The 16,291-nt window shown below is 55.4% G+C and carries 13 protein-coding genes; all 13 read left to right on the top strand.

Features of this window, described 5'->3' with window-relative positions; all coding sequences use genetic code 11:
• The first annotated feature begins 142 nt into the window (after positions 1-142).
• The 13 genes from B5E62_RS14835 to ppk1 all read left to right on the top strand — a co-directional run bounded on the left by B5E62_RS14835 (position 143) and on the right by ppk1 (position 16,271).
• Positions 143-1,042, top strand: a complete 900-nt coding sequence (locus B5E62_RS14835) for a tyrosine-type recombinase/integrase (protein WP_087175300.1) — start codon at positions 143-145, stop codon at positions 1,040-1,042.
• An 85-nt stretch (positions 1,043-1,127) separates the two neighbouring features.
• Positions 1,128-2,150, top strand: coding sequence for a phosphate acyltransferase PlsX (gene plsX / locus B5E62_RS14830; protein WP_087175299.1), 1,023 nt, complete (start codon positions 1,128-1,130; stop codon positions 2,148-2,150).
• Positions 2,151-2,180: 30 nt separating this feature from the next.
• Positions 2,181-2,411 (top strand): acyl carrier protein, encoded by a 231-nt coding sequence (gene acpP, locus B5E62_RS14825; RefSeq protein ID WP_033124620.1) that lies wholly within the window; start codon positions 2,181-2,183, stop codon positions 2,409-2,411.
• A gap of 52 nt (positions 2,412-2,463) precedes the next feature.
• Positions 2,464-3,159: a ribonuclease III gene (rnc, locus tag B5E62_RS14820; RefSeq protein WP_087175304.1), complete on the top strand. Its 696-nt coding sequence runs from the start codon at positions 2,464-2,466 to the stop codon at positions 3,157-3,159.
• Positions 3,160-3,166: 7 nt separating this feature from the next.
• Complete coding sequence (smc, locus tag B5E62_RS14815; RefSeq protein WP_087175298.1) at positions 3,167-6,748, top strand: chromosome segregation protein SMC; 3,582 nt, start codon at positions 3,167-3,169, stop codon at positions 6,746-6,748.
• A 14-nt stretch (positions 6,749-6,762) separates the two neighbouring features.
• The gene (gene ftsY, locus B5E62_RS14810; protein WP_087175297.1) at positions 6,763-7,704 is read left to right on the top strand and encodes a signal recognition particle-docking protein FtsY; all 942 of its coding nucleotides are present in this window, start codon (positions 6,763-6,765) and stop codon (positions 7,702-7,704) included.
• 30 nt (positions 7,705-7,734) lie between these two features.
• Positions 7,735-8,955, top strand: a complete 1,221-nt coding sequence (gene ilvA / locus B5E62_RS14805) for a threonine ammonia-lyase (protein ID WP_087175296.1) — start codon at positions 7,735-7,737, stop codon at positions 8,953-8,955.
• Positions 8,956-8,998: 43 nt separating this feature from the next.
• The gene (locus tag B5E62_RS14800; protein ID WP_087175295.1) at positions 8,999-9,496 is read left to right on the top strand and encodes a hypothetical protein; all 498 of its coding nucleotides are present in this window, start codon (positions 8,999-9,001) and stop codon (positions 9,494-9,496) included.
• A 169-nt stretch (positions 9,497-9,665) separates the two neighbouring features.
• Complete coding sequence (locus B5E62_RS14795; protein WP_087175294.1) at positions 9,666-11,069, top strand: 2-isopropylmalate synthase; 1,404 nt, start codon at positions 9,666-9,668, stop codon at positions 11,067-11,069.
• Positions 11,070-11,074: 5 nt separating this feature from the next.
• Positions 11,075-11,743, top strand: coding sequence for a GntR family transcriptional regulator (locus B5E62_RS14790; RefSeq protein ID WP_087175293.1), 669 nt, complete (start codon positions 11,075-11,077; stop codon positions 11,741-11,743).
• A gap of 45 nt (positions 11,744-11,788) precedes the next feature.
• Positions 11,789-12,988, top strand: coding sequence for an NADP-dependent isocitrate dehydrogenase (locus B5E62_RS14785; RefSeq protein ID WP_087175292.1), 1,200 nt, complete (start codon positions 11,789-11,791; stop codon positions 12,986-12,988).
• Between the two features lie 305 nt (positions 12,989-13,293).
• Entirely contained in the window at positions 13,294-14,184 is an 891-nt protein-coding gene (locus B5E62_RS14780; RefSeq protein WP_162610322.1) for a substrate-binding domain-containing protein, read from the top strand.
• Positions 14,185-14,198: 14 nt separating this feature from the next.
• Positions 14,199-16,271, top strand: coding sequence for a polyphosphate kinase 1 (ppk1, locus tag B5E62_RS14775; RefSeq protein ID WP_087175303.1), 2,073 nt, complete (start codon positions 14,199-14,201; stop codon positions 16,269-16,271).
• The last annotated feature ends 20 nt before the right edge of the window (positions 16,272-16,291 follow it).

The following is a 16,291-nucleotide window of genomic DNA, read 5'->3' as shown; positions in this document are numbered from 1 at the left end:
GGTCGATGACATTATACACGAAAAGGGAGGTCAATGCTCTTTTTATTTGCAAACCTCCAAAAGATCAAGGTAAAACGTAACTTTAAACAATAAAAAGCATGGTAGTTTTTGACACTACCCAGACAAGGCGGGAGGACAGGATATGGACAGCAGATGTGTATCTGAAAAGACAAAGACAATTCTATGGCCCGATTTTGCAGCCCACTTTAAGAGCGCCGCGAGCCGGGCCTCCTACTGGAGCGATCTTTGCGAGTTCACACGGCTCACCGGGAAGGACATCACGGAGGCCGGAGCGGCGGATGTGCAGAGATACTACGGCATCATGACGGAGAAGACAAAGAGGGGAGAGCTGCAGCCCGGGACACCGGCAAAGAAGTTCCGGGAGCTCCATTCCTTTGCGGATTTCCTGTGCAGGGAGAGGGAGAGATACGGCCTGCCGGATACCTTTCAGGACAATTTTTACCCTTATCTGCCGCGCCTTGCCAGGCAGGAGAAATACGCCCGGGTCATCCCCGTGGAGGACGTGGATAAGCTCCTTAAGGCCGCTGAGGAGGACCGGATGGCGTACACCATCCTTGTGCTCATGTATCGGGCGGGCCTTTCCTCCACAGAGATATGCGCGCTCTGCCCGGAGGACATAGGGGTCTATGAGAACGGGACATTCGCTGTACCGGAGGGCAGACAGGCCGGCGTCTATGTCCCGGACGACGCCCTGGCCGTGCTGGAGAGCTATATGGGGCAGAGGGAGGAGAGGCCCACACTGTTCTACAACAGGAGGGGCGGCCCGCTGAACACGATGTATATTTCCAGGATGATGAAAAAGTACACTGCCCTTGCGGGCATACCTGGCTACAGCAGCCAGATGCTCCGCAATACCTGCGCCTACAATCTCTTTTCCTACGAGGCCACCCCGGGGCAGGTGGCGGCCCAGATGGGGATCACAGACACCCACGTGAAGCGGTACAGGAAGCTGGCCTACAAGGAGGAGCTGTCAAGAGCGGCCGGGAGCCTTGTGAAGATCAGGGTGGAAAAGCCGCTGTAGGTGTTTTTCCCTTCCGGAAAACAAATTATTGATTTTTGGGATAATGTCTAGTAGAATATTTCTAGTAGTTATGGAGGAAAGAAAAATGGCAGAACTTACAAAAATAGCCCTTGACGCCATGGGCGGCGACAACGCCCCGGCGGAGATGGTCAAGGGTGCGGTTGATGCGGTCTCCAGGGAGAAGAGCATCAAGGTGTATGTTGTAGGACGGGAAGAGGTTGTCAGGAAAGAGCTGGAAAAGTATACGTATGACAGCGACAGGATAGAGATCGTGAACGCCACGGAGGTCATCGAGACAGCGGAGCCTCCGGTCAATGCCATCCGCAGGAAGAAGGATTCTTCCATCGTGGTGGGCATGAAGATGGTCAGAGCCGGGGAGGCGGATGCCTTCGTATCTGCCGGAAGCTCAGGAGCTATCCTCGTGGGAGGACAGACCATCGTTGGCAGGATCAAGGGAGTGGAGAGGCCGCCCCTTGCCCCGCTTATCCCTACAGAGAAGGGGGTATCCCTGCTGATCGACTGCGGCGCCAATGTGGATGCACGCCCCTCTCATCTGGTCCAGTTTGCCAAGATGGGGTCCATCTATATGGAGCATGTGATGGGAGTGAAAAATCCCAAAGTGGCGATCGTCAATATAGGAGCCGAGGAGGAGAAAGGCAACGCTCTTGTGAAGGAGACGTTTCCCCTCCTGAAAGAGGCGAAGGGCATCAACTTTACCGGGAGCATAGAGGCACGGGAGATCCCCCACGGGCAGGCGGACGTCATCGTCTGTGAGGCGTTTGCGGGAAATATCATCCTGAAGCTCTTCGAGGGCGTGGGCGCAGTGCTGATAAGCAAGGTGAAGGAGGGAATGATGAGCAGCCTCCGCAGCAAGATAGGGGCCCTTCTTGTAAAGCCCGCACTCAAGGAGACTTTGAAAAGCTTTGACACGAGCGAGTACGGCGGAGCTCCGCTGCTGGGACTGAAGGGGCTTGTGGTAAAGACACACGGGAGCTCCAGGGCAAGAGAGGTATCCAACTCTATCCTCCAGTGCCTGACCTTCCGGGAGCAGAGGATCAATGAGAAGATACAGGAGTGTATTCAGGCGGATGACTCGTCCGATGAATAGATACAAAGCAATATAAAGGAGATGAAGAAAATGGAATTCGAAAAATTGCAGGAAATTATAGCTGACGTGCTGAATGTAAACGCAGATGAGATCACAATGGAGACAAAGTTCGTGGATGACCTGGGAGCGGACTCCCTGGATATTTTCCAGATCATCATGGGCATCGAGGAAGCGTTTGACATTGAGATCGACAATGATGACGCAGAGAAGATCGTGACAGTGGGCGACGCTGTAGAGCAGATCAAAAACGCAACAAACTAGGCAGAAAGGAGAAAAAGCCCGGATGCGGGCTTTTTCTTTTATGAGGGTTTATATGAGTCGGAAATTAAAAGAACTGGAGGAACAGATCGGATACACCTTTCAGGATCCCAGACTGCTCCGAAGGGCCATGATGCACAGCTCCTATGTGAACGAAAAGCATCTGCCCAAGTACGAGTGCAATGAGAGGCTGGAATTTCTTGGCGACGCCGTCCTTGAACTGGTGTCCAGTGAGTTCCTGTTCCACGAAAATGAGAAAATGCCTGAGGGAGAACTGACAAAGACAAGGGCGTCCATGGTCTGCGAGCAGGCGCTGGCCTACTGTGCCCGCCAGATCCGCCTGGGCGAGTATCTTCTCCTGGGGAAGGGCGAGGACCTGACAGGCGGAAGAGAGAGGGACTCCGTCACATCGGATGCCATGGAGGCGCTGATCGGGGCTATATATTCAGATGGTGGTTTTGCTAATGCAAAAGAGTTTATACACAGGTTTGTGCTGAACGACCTGGAACACAAAAAGCTCTTTTACGATAGCAAGACTATCCTGCAGGAGCTGGTGCAGGCCGCTTTTGAAGAGCCGGTGGCCTATGAGCTCACCGGGGAGGAGGGGCCTGACCACGACAAGACCTTCCATGTGGAGGTACACATCGGAGGAGATGTATACGGTGCAGGGAGCGGAAGGACAAAGAAGGCTGCCGAGCAGGAGGCGGCCTACAGGACCATCCTGCTCCTGCACGAGAGGAATATAAAGTAGGTGTTACATGTATTTAAAAAGTATAGAGATACAGGGCTTTAAATCTTTTGCAAATAAGATCGTGTTTGATTTTCACAATGGTATCACCGGGATCGTGGGTCCCAACGGGAGCGGTAAGAGCAATGTGGCGGACGCTGTGCGCTGGGTCCTGGGGGAGCAGCGGGTCAAGCAGCTGCGGGGCGGAAGCATGCAGGATGTCATCTTCTCCGGCACGGAGAACAGGCGGCCTCTGAGCTACGCCTCTGTGGCCATCACCCTGGACAACTCTGACCATCAGCTCTCTGTGGATTACGAGGAGGTCACTGTCACAAGAAAACTGTACCGCTCAGGAGAGAGTGAGTATCTCCTGAACGGCAGCCCCTGCCGTCTGAAGGACATCAACGAGCTGTTCTACGACACTGGTATCGGCAAGGAGGGCTACTCTATCATCGGCCAGGGGCAGATCGATAAAATATTGAGCGGCAAGCCGGAGGAGAAACGGGAGCTCTTTGACGAGGCGGCGGGCATCGTGAAATTTAAGCGGAGAAAAAACATGTCTGTCAAAAAGCTGGAGGATGAGAGGCAGAACCTCCTGCGGGTGAACGATATCCTGTCCGAGCTGGAGAGACAGATCGGACCTTTAAAGAAGCAGGCTGAGGTGGCCAGGGAGTATCTGCAGAAGAAGGAGCAGCTGAAGACCTTTGACATCAATATGTTCCTTCTGGAGACCGAGAGGCTGAAGGAGCAGGCCGGCGAGATCGAGGACAGGCTGAATGTCTCCAGGGAGGAGCTCAGGGAGGCGGACACCGCCTATGGCTCCATGAAGGAGGAGTATGAGTCCATCGAGGCACAGGTGGATGAAATTGACGACTCTATCGAGAGGGCCAAAAGCCAGTTGAATGAGACCAATCTCCTGAAGCAGCAGCTTGAGAACCAGATAGAGCTCCTGAAGGAGCAGATCAACAGTGCCCGGATGACAGATGAGCATTTCGGGCAGCGGTATCAGACCATCCAAAGCGAAATCCGGGAGAGGAAGGAGCAGCTCCTCCAGTTTCAGAAGGAGAAGGAGGAGATCGCCGGGGAGCTGCGGGAGAAATCCGCTGCCAGGGAGAAGGCCAGGGAGCGTCTCATCGAGGTGCAGAGCCGCATCGCCGCTCTGACAGACCAGGTGGAAAAGAGCAAGAACGACATCATTGATATCCTCAACAACAGGGCCTCCACCCAGGCTAAGATCCAGCGCTACGATACCATGATGGAGCAGATCCAGGTGCGGAAATCCCAGATGAACCAGCGGCTCATCAAGGCCAGGAGCGAGGCCGAGGAGGAGCAGAGGAGCGCCCTGGAGCACAGGGAGCGGCTGGAGGAGATATCGGAGAAGATACGCAGCCTGACCGATGAGAACAAAGCCTGCGAGCAGAGGATAGAGCGCCTCCAAAGGGAGCTTTCCGGGCAGACAGAAAAGCTGCGGGTAGGGCAGACTGCCTACCACAGGGAGGAATCCCGTCTGGAGTCTCTGAAAAACATCACAGAGCGGTATGACGGCTACGGCGGCAGCATCCGCAGGGTCATGGAGCAGAGGGAGAAGGAGAAGGGTATCCTGGGCGTGGTGGCGGATATCGTCAAGGTGGACAAAGAGTATGAGATCGCCATTGAGACCGCTCTTGGCGGCAGCATCCAGAACATTGTTACGGATACGGAGGAGACGGCCAAGAGGATGATCGATTTCCTCAAGAAGAATCGGTACGGAAGAGCCACCTTCCTCCCGCTCACCGGCATAGGCGGAGGACGGGGCATATCCAGACCGGAGGCGCTGAGAGAGAAGGGCGTCGTGGGCCTCGCCAACACTCTCGTGAAGGTGGAGGAGCAGTACCGGGAGCTGGCGGAGAACCTGCTGGGCAGGACGATCGTGGTGGACAACATCGACCACGGGATCGCCATTGCCCGCAAATACAGGCAGACCCTGCGTCTGGTGACTCTTGAGGGAGAGCTGCTGAACCCGGGAGGCTCCATGACAGGAGGAGCGTTCAAGAATTCCAGCAATCTTTTGAGCCGGCGCAGAGAGATCGAAGAATTTGAAAGGACCGTCCGCCATCTGAAAAAGGAGATGGAGGAGATGGAGGCCTCGGCAGACAGCCTCCGAAGAGAGAGGGCTGCCTGCTACGAGTCTATGGACGAGATCCAGCAGGAGCTGCAGAAGGCCTATATCATCCAAAACACGGCGAAGATGAACCTGGACCAGTGTCAGGAGAGGATACAGACCTCTCTGGAGACCGCCCGGTCCATCCAGAAGGAGAGCCAGGAGCTGGATCAGCAGATCACGGACATCAGCAATAACCAGGAGTCCATCACAGTGGAGCTGGATACCTCCACAGCCCTGGAGCAGGAGATCACGCGGAGGACTGAGGAGGACCAGAGGCTCCTGGAGGGGGAAAAGGAAGAGGAACTTCGCTGCCAGAAGGCCTCCGAGGAGGCACAGCTTGCCTTTGCGGGACTGGAACAGAGACATACCTTCATCCTGGAGAATGAAGAGCGTATCCAGGAGGAGATCTCCAAATTTGAGGAAGAGCAGCAGGAGCTGGGCGAGAGCAAAGAGGATGCCTCCCGGGAAATCCAGGAGAAGGAGGAGCAGATACGCGGGATACGCCAGACGATAGAGGACTCGAAGGAGCTGTTCCAGGAGATAGAGGAACAGATACAGGAGAGCGTGGAGCAGAGGGAGGAGCTGAGCCAGAGACACAGAGCCTTCCTCGGGAAGAGGGAAGAGCTGTCCAGACACATGGCTGACCTCGATAAGGAAATCTTCCGGCTGGAGAGCAGGAAAGAGAGCTGCGAGGAGGCATCGGAAAAGCAGATCAACTACATGTGGGAGGAGTATGAGATCACCTACAGCCACGCTCTGGAGCTGCGGGACAAAAATCTCACAGACCTGGCCTACATGCGCAGGCAGATACAGACACTGAAGAGCGATATCAGGGGCCTTGGCTCTGTCAATGTGAACGCCATTGAGGACTACAAAGATGTGTCCGAGCGGTACGAGTTCCTGAAGGGGCAGCACGAGGACCTGGTGGAGGCGGAGGCCACCCTGGAGAAGATCATCGCGGAGCTGGACGAGGCTATGCGCAGGCAGTTCACCGAGCAGTTCGCAAGGATTGCCGGGGAGTTTGACAAAGTGTTCAAGGAGCTCTTCGGCGGCGGAAAGGGAACGCTGGAGCTGATGGAGGACGAGGATATCCTGGAGGCGGGCATCCGCATCATCGCCCAGCCGCCGGGAAAGAAGCTGCAGAATATGATGCAGCTCTCCGGTGGAGAGAAGGCGCTGACCGCTATTTCCCTCCTGTTTGCTATCCAGAACCTGAAGCCCTCCCCATTCTGCCTGCTGGATGAGATCGAGGCGGCCCTGGACGACTCCAACGTGACCCGGTTCGCACAGTATCTCCACAAGCTGACAAAGAACACCCAGTTCATTGTCATCACCCACAGGCGGGGGACTATGACAGCGGCAGACAGGCTGTACGGTATCACCATGCAGGAGAAGGGAGTCTCCACTATGGTTTCTGTCAGCCTCCTGGAAAATGAGCTGGATGAGATGGAGAAGCAGCACCAAAAATAAAAAGGAGCAGGATTATGGCAGAGGAAAAAGGATTTTTCAGAAGGCTCGTCTCGGGCCTTACAAAGACAAGGGACAATATCGTGTCCGGCATGGACAGCATTTTTCACGGCTTTTCCCGCATTGACGAGGACTTTTACGAGGAGCTGGAGGAGGTCCTCATCATGGGAGATCTGGGCGTTCAGGCCACGGAGGACATCCTGGACGACCTGCGGGCGAAGGTGAAGGAGAGGCATATCAAGGAGCCTGCCGACTGCCGGCAGATCCTCATAGACAGCATCAAGGAGCAGATGGATGTGGGAGAGACGGCCTACGAGTTTGAGGAGCGGACTTCAGTGGTCATGGTAGTGGGCGTCAACGGAGTGGGAAAGACGACTACCATCGGAAAGCTGGCAGGCAAGCTGCGGGCCCAGAATAAGAAGGTCATCCTGGCGGCTGCGGACACCTTCCGGGCGGCTGCGGGAGAACAGCTCAGGGAGTGGGCCAACAGAGCCCAGGCAGAGCTCATCGGCGGGCAGGAAGGGTCCGACCCGGCTGCCGTGGTGTACGATGCAGTGCAGGCTGCGAAGGCCCGCCATGCAGATGTGCTGCTGTGTGACACAGCCGGCAGACTTCACAATAAAAAGAACCTGATGGAGGAGCTGCGGAAGATGAACCGGATCATCGACCGGGAGTACCCGGAGGCATTCCGGGAGACGCTGGTGGTGCTGGACGCCACTACCGGGCAGAACGCTCTCCAGCAGGCAAAGGAATTCAAAGATGTGGCTGACATTACAGGCATCATCCTGACAAAGATGGACGGTACAGCCAAGGGAGGCATTGCGGTAGCCATACAGGCCGAGCTTGGTATCCCGGTGAAATATATCGGCGTGGGAGAGACGATCGACGATCTGCAGAAGTTTGATGCGGATACGTTTGTAGATGCACTTTTTGCAGTTCCGGAGGAAAAAGAAGAATAAAATGAAGAAAAAGAAAGGCAGGAGATCATGATGGACAAACTGACACTGGAAAATTTTGAACAGGCAAGCGAACTTGTAAAGAAGGTGACTCTTCCCACAGATCTTGTTTACAGTGAGTACTTCAGCTCCCAGACAGGGGGCAAGGTATACCTGAAGCCGGAGAACATGCAGTACACAGGCGCCTACAAGGTGAGAGGAGCCTACTACAAGATCAGCACCATGACAGAGGAAGAGCGGGAGAAGGGGCTCATCACGGCTTCTGCCGGCAACCATGCCCAGGGCGTCGCTTTTGCGGCCCAGAAGTTCGGCTGCAAGGCCACCATCGTCATGCCCACAGTCACCCCTCTTATCAAAGTGAACCGCACAAAGAGCTATGGAGCGAACGTGATCCTCCACGGAGATGTGTACGATGATGCCTGCGCCTATGCGCTGAAGCTGGCTGAGGAGCAGGGGATGACCTTCGTCCACCCCTTTGACGACCTGGATGTGGCGACCGGGCAGGGTACGATTGCCATGGAGATTGTGCAGGAGCTCCCCACAGTGGATTACATCCTTGCACCTATCGGCGGAGGCGGCCTGATCACAGGCGTAGCCACACTGGCTAAGATGCTGAATCCCAAGATCAAGGTGATCGGCGTGGAGCCGGCAGCGGCTGCCAGCATGAAGGCAGCTCTCGAGGCAGGAGAGCCCGTTACGCTTCCCAGCGCCAATACCATTGCGGACGGTACGGCTGTGAAGAGGGTGGGAGACAAGGTGTTCCCCTATGTGAAGGAAAATGTGGACGACATCATCACCGTGGAGGACGACGACCTGGTAGGCGCCTTCCTTGATATGGTAGAGAATCACAAGATGGTGGTGGAGAACTCGGGCCTTCTCACTGTGGCGGCGCTCAAGCAGCTGGATGTAAAGAAGAAAAAAGTAGTCTGCATCCTGAGCGGCGGGAATATGGACGTGATCACCATGTCCTCCATCGTGCAGCATGGCCTTATCCAGAGAGACCGTATCTTCTCCCTCTCTGTGCTCATGCCCGACAAGCCGGGCGAGCTTGTCCGCGTGGCGTCAGCCGTGGCGAACGCCCAGGGCAATGTCATCAAGCTGGAGCACAACCAGTTTGTAAGCACCAACCGCAATGCGGCAGTGGAGCTTCGCATCACGCTGGAGGCCTTCGGCACGGAGCACAAGCACCAGATCATGCAGGCCCTGCGGGATGTTGGATATGAGCCCAGGGAGATTGGGGCGAAGCTGTACTAAAACATTGGAGCGAAGCTACCTAAAACAGACAGGGGGAGAAGATATGAAGCGAAAAACATGGGTCTGCACCCTTCTGACAGCAGGAACTGCGGTCCTGCTCGCCGGCTGTCAGGCCTCCGGCCTATCGGCCGGGGACGCGCCGGCGCTCATCTTTCAGGATACCCTCTCGTCCCGGATGAACGGGGAACGCGTGGAGCCCTCTGCCCGTGAGGTGGACCAGTGGGAGGAGCCGCTCTCCGGGCCGGAGTTCACCACCCTGAAGCTGCAGGATTATCAGCAGGACAGTGTGCCGTACCGGATATCGGCCGGAGAGGGAGAGGAGGATTTCCCGGATCAGGTCACTGTCTGCGAGTGGAATGCCCCTCGGGAGGGCGGCTTTGACAGTCGGCAGGAGGCGGACCGCCTCTTTGTGCAGGAGTGCGGCGGCCCAAGCCGGCTTGTCCAGCTGAGAAAGGACAGATATTATGAAGTGCAGTCTGTCTGGCTGGGAGAGGACGGCAGGCAGGAGAAAAGCGCCGTCTACTATATCGCAACAGAATAGAAAGGGATCTTCCCGGGATTTTTCGGGCCGTCTTGTGCAGACGGTCCGTTTTTCATATATATGCAACCTGCATCTGGAGTTTTTTCCGGTTTTTGGTCAAATTTCATGTTGACACATTTTGTATGATTGTATACAATTATACAAGAATATTCTAAAGGAGAGATGACACATGCAGGACCGGAAGGTTTACCTTGATGAACACACAAATCTGCTTCAGCTGGAGGAGCACATGTATCCTCTTGTGGATGTAAGTGAGCCGAATGTATTCAGGAATCTTTTCCACTATGACGAGATACCGAAGATTGCCTTTAACGACAGGATCGTGCCCCACAGCATGCCGGACGAGATATGGATAACAGACACCACATTCCGGGACGGACAGCAGTCCAGGGCGCCCTACAGCACAAAGCAGATCGTGGATATTTACGACTATTTCCACAGGCTGGGCGGCCCAAAGGGCAAGATACGCCAGTGCGAATTTTTCCTGTACAGCAAAAAGGACAGGGACGCTGTGTACCAGTGCATGGAGAAGGGATACCAGTTCCCGGAGATCACAAGCTGGATACGGGCCAGCAAGAAAGACTTTGAGCTTGTGAAGGAGATTGGCATGAAGGAGACGGGCATCCTTGTGAGCTGCTCGGACTACCATATCTTTTATAAGCTGAAAATGACGAGAAAGCAGGCCATGGAGCATTACCTCTCTGTCATAAGGGAGTGCCTTGAGACCGGCGTCAGCCCCAGGTGTCATCTGGAGGACATCACCAGGTCGGACATTTACGGGTTTGTCATTCCTTTCTGCCTGGAGCTCATGAACCTGATGAAGGAATATCAGATACCGGTGAAGATCCGCGTGTGCGACACTATGGGATACGGGGTCAACTATCCGGGAGCCGTGATACCCAGGTCCATCCCGGGCATCATTTACGGGCTAAGAGTCCATGCAGGTGTGCCCAGCGAGCTCATCGAGTTCCACGGACACAATGATTTTTACAAGGCGGTCAGCAACTCCTCCACAGCCTGGCTCTACGGGGCCAGCGGCGTGAACTGCTCCATTTTCGGCATCGGGGAGAGGACGGGGAATACGCCCCTGGAGGCCATGGTCTTTGAGTACGCCCAGCTGAGAGGTACCCTGGACGGCATGGACACCACAGTGATCACAGAGCTGGCGGAGTACTATGAGAGGGAGATCGGATACCACATCCCATCCAGGACGCCCTTTGTGGGAAAGAACTTCAACGTCACAAGAGCCGGCATCCACGCGGACGGGCTTTTGAAGAATGAGGAGATATACAACATATTTGACACGGATAAATTCCTCAACAGACCGCCCCTTGTGGCTGTGTCCAACACATCCGGGCTGGCGGGCATCGCCCACTGGATCAACACCTACTTCCATCTGCCGGAGGGAAGGCAGGTGGATAAAAACACAGAGCTAGTGTCTATCGTCAAGGACTGGGTGGACCAGGAGTACGAGAGCGGGCGCGTCACCGTGCTGACGGACGAGGAGCTCCTGAAGGTCATTGACGACGCATGCCGCAGGACAGGTGTGACACTGACTGCACAGGAGGACTAAAGACAATGGAAGAGTACCAGGACCAATCTCTCCGGGGAAGGGTGTTCCGCAGGCTGCGGGAGGACATACTCTCCGGTGTCTATAAGGAAAATGACGAGCTGCGGGAGGCAGGCATAGGGGAGGAGCTGGGGGTCAGCAGGACCCCGGTGCGGGAGGCTCTCCGCCAGCTGGAGCTGGAGGGACTTGTGACCATCATCCCCAACAAGGGAGCCTACGTGACCGGCATTTCCCTGAAGGACGTGCACGATATCTACATGATCCGGTCCATGCTGGAGGGGCTCTGCGCCAGGTGGGCAACCAGGTATATCACGGAGGAGCAGATCGAGGAGCTGGAGGAGGTGATCCTTCTCTCCGAGTTCCACCTGAAGAGAAAGAGCGCGGACAAAAAGGGCGCCGAGAAGGCCCAGCAGGTGTCGGAGCTGGACGGAAAATTTCACAAAGTCTTGTATCACGCCTCCAATAGTCGTATACTGGAACATGTACTGTCGGATTTTCACAAGTATGTGAAGACGGCAAGGACTATGTCCGTGGAGGAGGAGCACCGGGCAGAGCGATCCATCGGGGAGCACCGGGCCATCCTGGAGGCCATCAAGGCCAGAGATGAAGAGCTGGCAGAGCGGCTGGCCAATGAGCATATCATGAAAGTCATGGAAAATCTTCATATAGAAGAGTAGGAAAGCTGATAATAACATTTTATAAAAGAAAAGGAGAATACGAACATGGAAAAGATCAAGATGACCACCCCGATCGTAGAGATGGACGGAGACGAGATGACAAGGATCCTCTGGAAGATGATCAAAGAGCACCTTCTGGAGCCGTTTATCGAACTCAACACAGAGTACTACGACCTGGGACTGGAGCACCGCAATGAGACAAACGACCAGGTGACTATTGACTCCGCAAACGCTACAAAGAAATACAAGGTGGCTGTAAAATGTGCCACGATCACGCCCAACGCGGCCCGCATGACCGAGTATGATTTAAAGGAAATGTGGAAGAGCCCCAACGGGACCATCCGTGCCATCCTGGACGGAACCGTGTTCCGGGCTCCCATCGTTGTGAAGGGGATCGAGCCCTGCGTGAAGAACTGGAAGAAGCCCATCACCATCGCAAGGCACGCCTACGGGGATGTGTACAAGGGAACCGAGATGAAGATTCCGGGAGCCGGCAAGGTGGAGCTTGTCTACACGGCAGAGGACGGACACGAGGAGAGAGAGCTTGTGCATGATTTCACAGGAGCAGGCATCGTGCAGGGCATGCACAATGTGAACGACTCCATCGCAAGCTTTGCAAGGAGCTGCTTCAATTATGCCCTGGACACAAAGCAGGACCTGTGGTTTGCCACAAAGGACACTATCTCCAAAAAGTATGACCACACATTCAAGGATATTTTCCAGGAGATCTACGATAAAGAGTACGCTGAGAGATTTGAGAAGGCGGGCATCGTGTACTTCTACACCCTCATCGACGACGCGGTGGCCCGGGTCATGAAATCCGAGGGCGGCTACATCTGGGCCTGCAAGAACTATGACGGGGATGTCATGAGCGATATGGTATCTTCCGCCTTCGGCTCCCTGGCCATGATGACTTCCGTGCTCGTCTCCCCGGAGGGGTATTACGAGTACGAGGCGGCCCACGGAACGGTGCAGCGCCACTACTACAAGCACCTGAAGGGCGAGGAGACATCCACCAACTCCGTGGCCACTATCTTTGCATGGACCGGCGCACTGAGAAAGCGCGGCGAGCTGGACGGTAACAAGGAGCTTATGGAATTTGCTGATAAGCTGGAGAAGGCTACCATCGACACCATCGAGGAGGGCAAGATGACGAAGGACCTGGCGCTGATCACCACGCTGGAGAACCCCACTGTGCTCAACAGCGAAGAGTTTATTCTGGCAATTGCAGAAAAGCTGGCGTAGTTTAATTGGGGACGTAATACTTTGCAGAAGTATTACGTCCCCAATTAATGTAACTGGTGCAAAATTGTGTCAGCATACACGAACAATTACCGGCTGCTGCGCCTCCGGCGCATGCAGCCGGTAACACTATTTAGGCAATAAGTTTTATTTTAGGGGAAGCGGATACAATTGAAACGACCAGAGAGGATTTTATGTAGCTGGAATTGATTTTACATAGATTTAACATAAATTCGGATTACAAATTCATCAAAACCATTTATAATAGGGAAGAATATGTATTATAAAAAGGACAGGAATGTATGCGAATGAAAAAGTGGAAATGTTTTGCGGCGGCAGCGGGGGCGGCCTGCCTCCTTATGGCCTGCGGCGGCAGTGAGCCGGCGGGCGATGGGATGGATGAGGAGCTGGAAGCCCTGGGAGAGATCAAGGTGATCACGAGAGAGAGCGGGTCCGGCACCCGGAGCAGCTTTGCCCAGACGCTGGGTCTTAGCGAGGAGGGCGTGGACGATCAGGACTACATTTCGGAGGCTGCGGAGACAGTGACCTCCGGCGAGGAGGTGGTCTCAGCGGTGGCCGGTGATAAGAGCGCTGTCGGCTATGTGAGCTGGGGAACAGATATTTCCGGAAATGAGGATGTGAAGGAGCTGTCCGTGGACGGAGTGCAGGCGGACGAGCAGACGATCGGGAGCGGACAGTATCCGCTGGACCGCACGCTCTACCTTGCCAGCCAGGATGACCAGAATGCCCTGAAGGAGGATTTCCTGACCTATGTGACAGGAAAGGGGCAGGAAATCGTGGGAGAGTTCTTTGTGCCGGCAGAGGAGGGAAAGGAAGTGTTCCTCTCGTCCCAGCCGTCGGGAACGCTTCGGATCCACGGCTCCACCAGCCTGGCTCCGGTGGTGGAGGCTCTGGCGGAGGCATACGAGGAGGCCAACCCCAATGCGGACATCCAGGTGACGGCCTCGGATTCCTCCCAGGGGATCACTGACACCCTGACAGGAGACTGTGATATGGCCATGGTTTCCCGGGAGCTGTACGACTACGAGAGAGATGTGCTGGAGCCGGTCCCGGTGGCAAAGGACGGTATCCGCATCATCGTGCAGGCATCCAATCCCCTTGAGGATGTGGCGGCTGGCACGCTGGCGGATATCTACAGAGGAGACACTGCCCGGTGGGCGGATGCAGAAGAAGATTGATCAAGGAGGATACTATGGAAAAAAATAAGGAAAAGAAACAGGTCTTTATGAACAGAGAGCTCTCCTGGCTGAAATTCAACGAGCGCGTGCTGGAGGAGGCCGAGGATGAGAGGGTGCCCCTGTGCGAACGGCTCAGCTTTGCGTCCATCTATCAGAGCAATCTGGATGAGTTTTTTATGGTCCGCGTAGGGTCCCTGCAGGACCAGATGCTGCTGGGGAAGAAGATACGGGACAATAAGACAAACATGACCCCCGGGGAGCAGATTACCGAGATCCTGAAAAAAGTGAGGGAGCTCAGCGGGAGAAGAGACAGGGCGTACAACACACTGATGGAAAAGCTGGAGCCCTATGGCGTGCGCCTGACAGACTTCGGACGCCTCTCTGACGAGGAGAAGGACAGCCTGTCCAGGTTTTTCCAGATGGAGATAGCTCCCTTGATCTCCCCCACAGTCGTAGGAAAGAGACAGCCTTTCCCCTTCCTGCGCAACAAGGAGATTTACGCGGTGGCTGTCCTTGAGACAAAAAACAGGAAGGAGAGACTTGGCATCATACCCTGTACCAATAATATGGTGGAGAGACTGATCCCCGTGCGGGGGCAGGAGGGAAGCTACATGCTGGCGGAGGAGCTCATACTCCACTACATCCCCCGTGTCTTCAACGGATATCAGATCAAGGCTAAATCTCTGATACGGGTGACAAGGAATGCGGATATCGACGCAGACGCCCTCTACGACGAGGACCTGGATTACCGCGAGTTCATGGCAGATTTGATCAAGAGGAGAAAGAAGCTCTCCCCCGTCCGACTGGAGCTCTCAAGGGAGATGGACGGCGATGTGGTAGAGACACTCTGCAAATACCTGGACCTTGATTCCACCCATGTGTTCCGCAGCCAGGCTCCTCTGGACCTGTCCTTTGTCTTCCAGATACAGGATATCCTGCGGAAAAACCCCGAGCTCTTCTACGAGAAGAGAGTGCCTCAGAAGTCACCTTCGCTCCAGGAAGGGAGGAGCCTCATAGAGCAGATAAAGGAGGAGGACAAAATGCTCTCCTACCCGTACGAGTCCATCCGCCCCTTCCTGCGCCTCCTCAGCGAGGCGTCCGAGGACGAGAACGTCATCTCCATCAAAATGACTCTTTACCGGCTGGCGAAACAGAGCAAGGTGGTGGAGGCCCTTATCGAGGCGGCTGAGAACGGCAAGGAGGTAGTGGTGCTTGTGGAGCTGCGGGCCCGCTTTGACGAGGAAAACAACATTGAGTGGTCCAGGCGCCTGGAGGCGGCCGGCTGCCAGGTGATATACGGACTGGAGGGATGCAAGGTCCACTCCAAGCTCTGCCTCATCACCAGAAAAGCGGAGGGCCGGGTGGAATACATCACCCAGATCGGGACCGGGAACTACAATGAGAAGACATCCCGGCTCTACACGGACCTGTCCCTGATGACGGCAAATGTGGACATCGGGCTGGAGGCCTCGGCCGTGTTCCAGGCTCTCTCAAAGGGAGAGGTAGTGGAGCGGTCAGACAAGCTCCTCGTAGCGCCCAAGTGCCTCCAGAACAGAGTGCTGGATATGATCGACGGGGAGATAAGCCGGGCGCAGAACGGGGAGGATGCCTACATCGGACTGAAGCTCAATTCCCTGACAGACAAGAAGATCATCGACAAGCTCATTGAGGCCTCCTGCGCGGGCGTGAAGGTCGACATGATCATCCGGGGCATTGCCTGCCTCATCCCGGGCGTGGAGGGACGCACGGAGAACATCCGTATCATCAGCATTGTGGGCAGGTTCCTGGAGCACTCCAGGATATACATCTTTGGCCGCGGCGAGAGGGCGAAGTACTACATCGCCTCCGCGGACTTTATGACAAGGAATACGGTCCGCAGGGTGGAGGTGGCTGCCCCTGTCCTGCAGGAGGATTTAAAGCAGCGGCTGCAGTCCATCTTTGATACTATGCTGGGGGACAACCAGAAGGCGAGAGAGGCCTGCAGCGACGGGGAGTACAGGCATGTATCCCCGGAGCCCGGTGCGGAGCCTTTGAACTCCCAGGAGTACTTTTACCAGGAGGCCTATGAGAAGGCGGGAAGAGCGTAGCGCAAAAGAGGGGAGAGCCC

Origin of the sequence: Lachnoclostridium sp. An118 (assembly GCF_002160985.1) — a bacterium.
In the GTDB taxonomy this organism is placed as follows: Bacteria; Bacillota; Clostridia; order Lachnospirales; family Lachnospiraceae; genus Claveliimonas; species Claveliimonas stercoravium.
The sequence above is the reverse complement of the archived record's forward strand: the minus strand, read 5'-3'. Positions and strand labels throughout refer to the sequence as shown.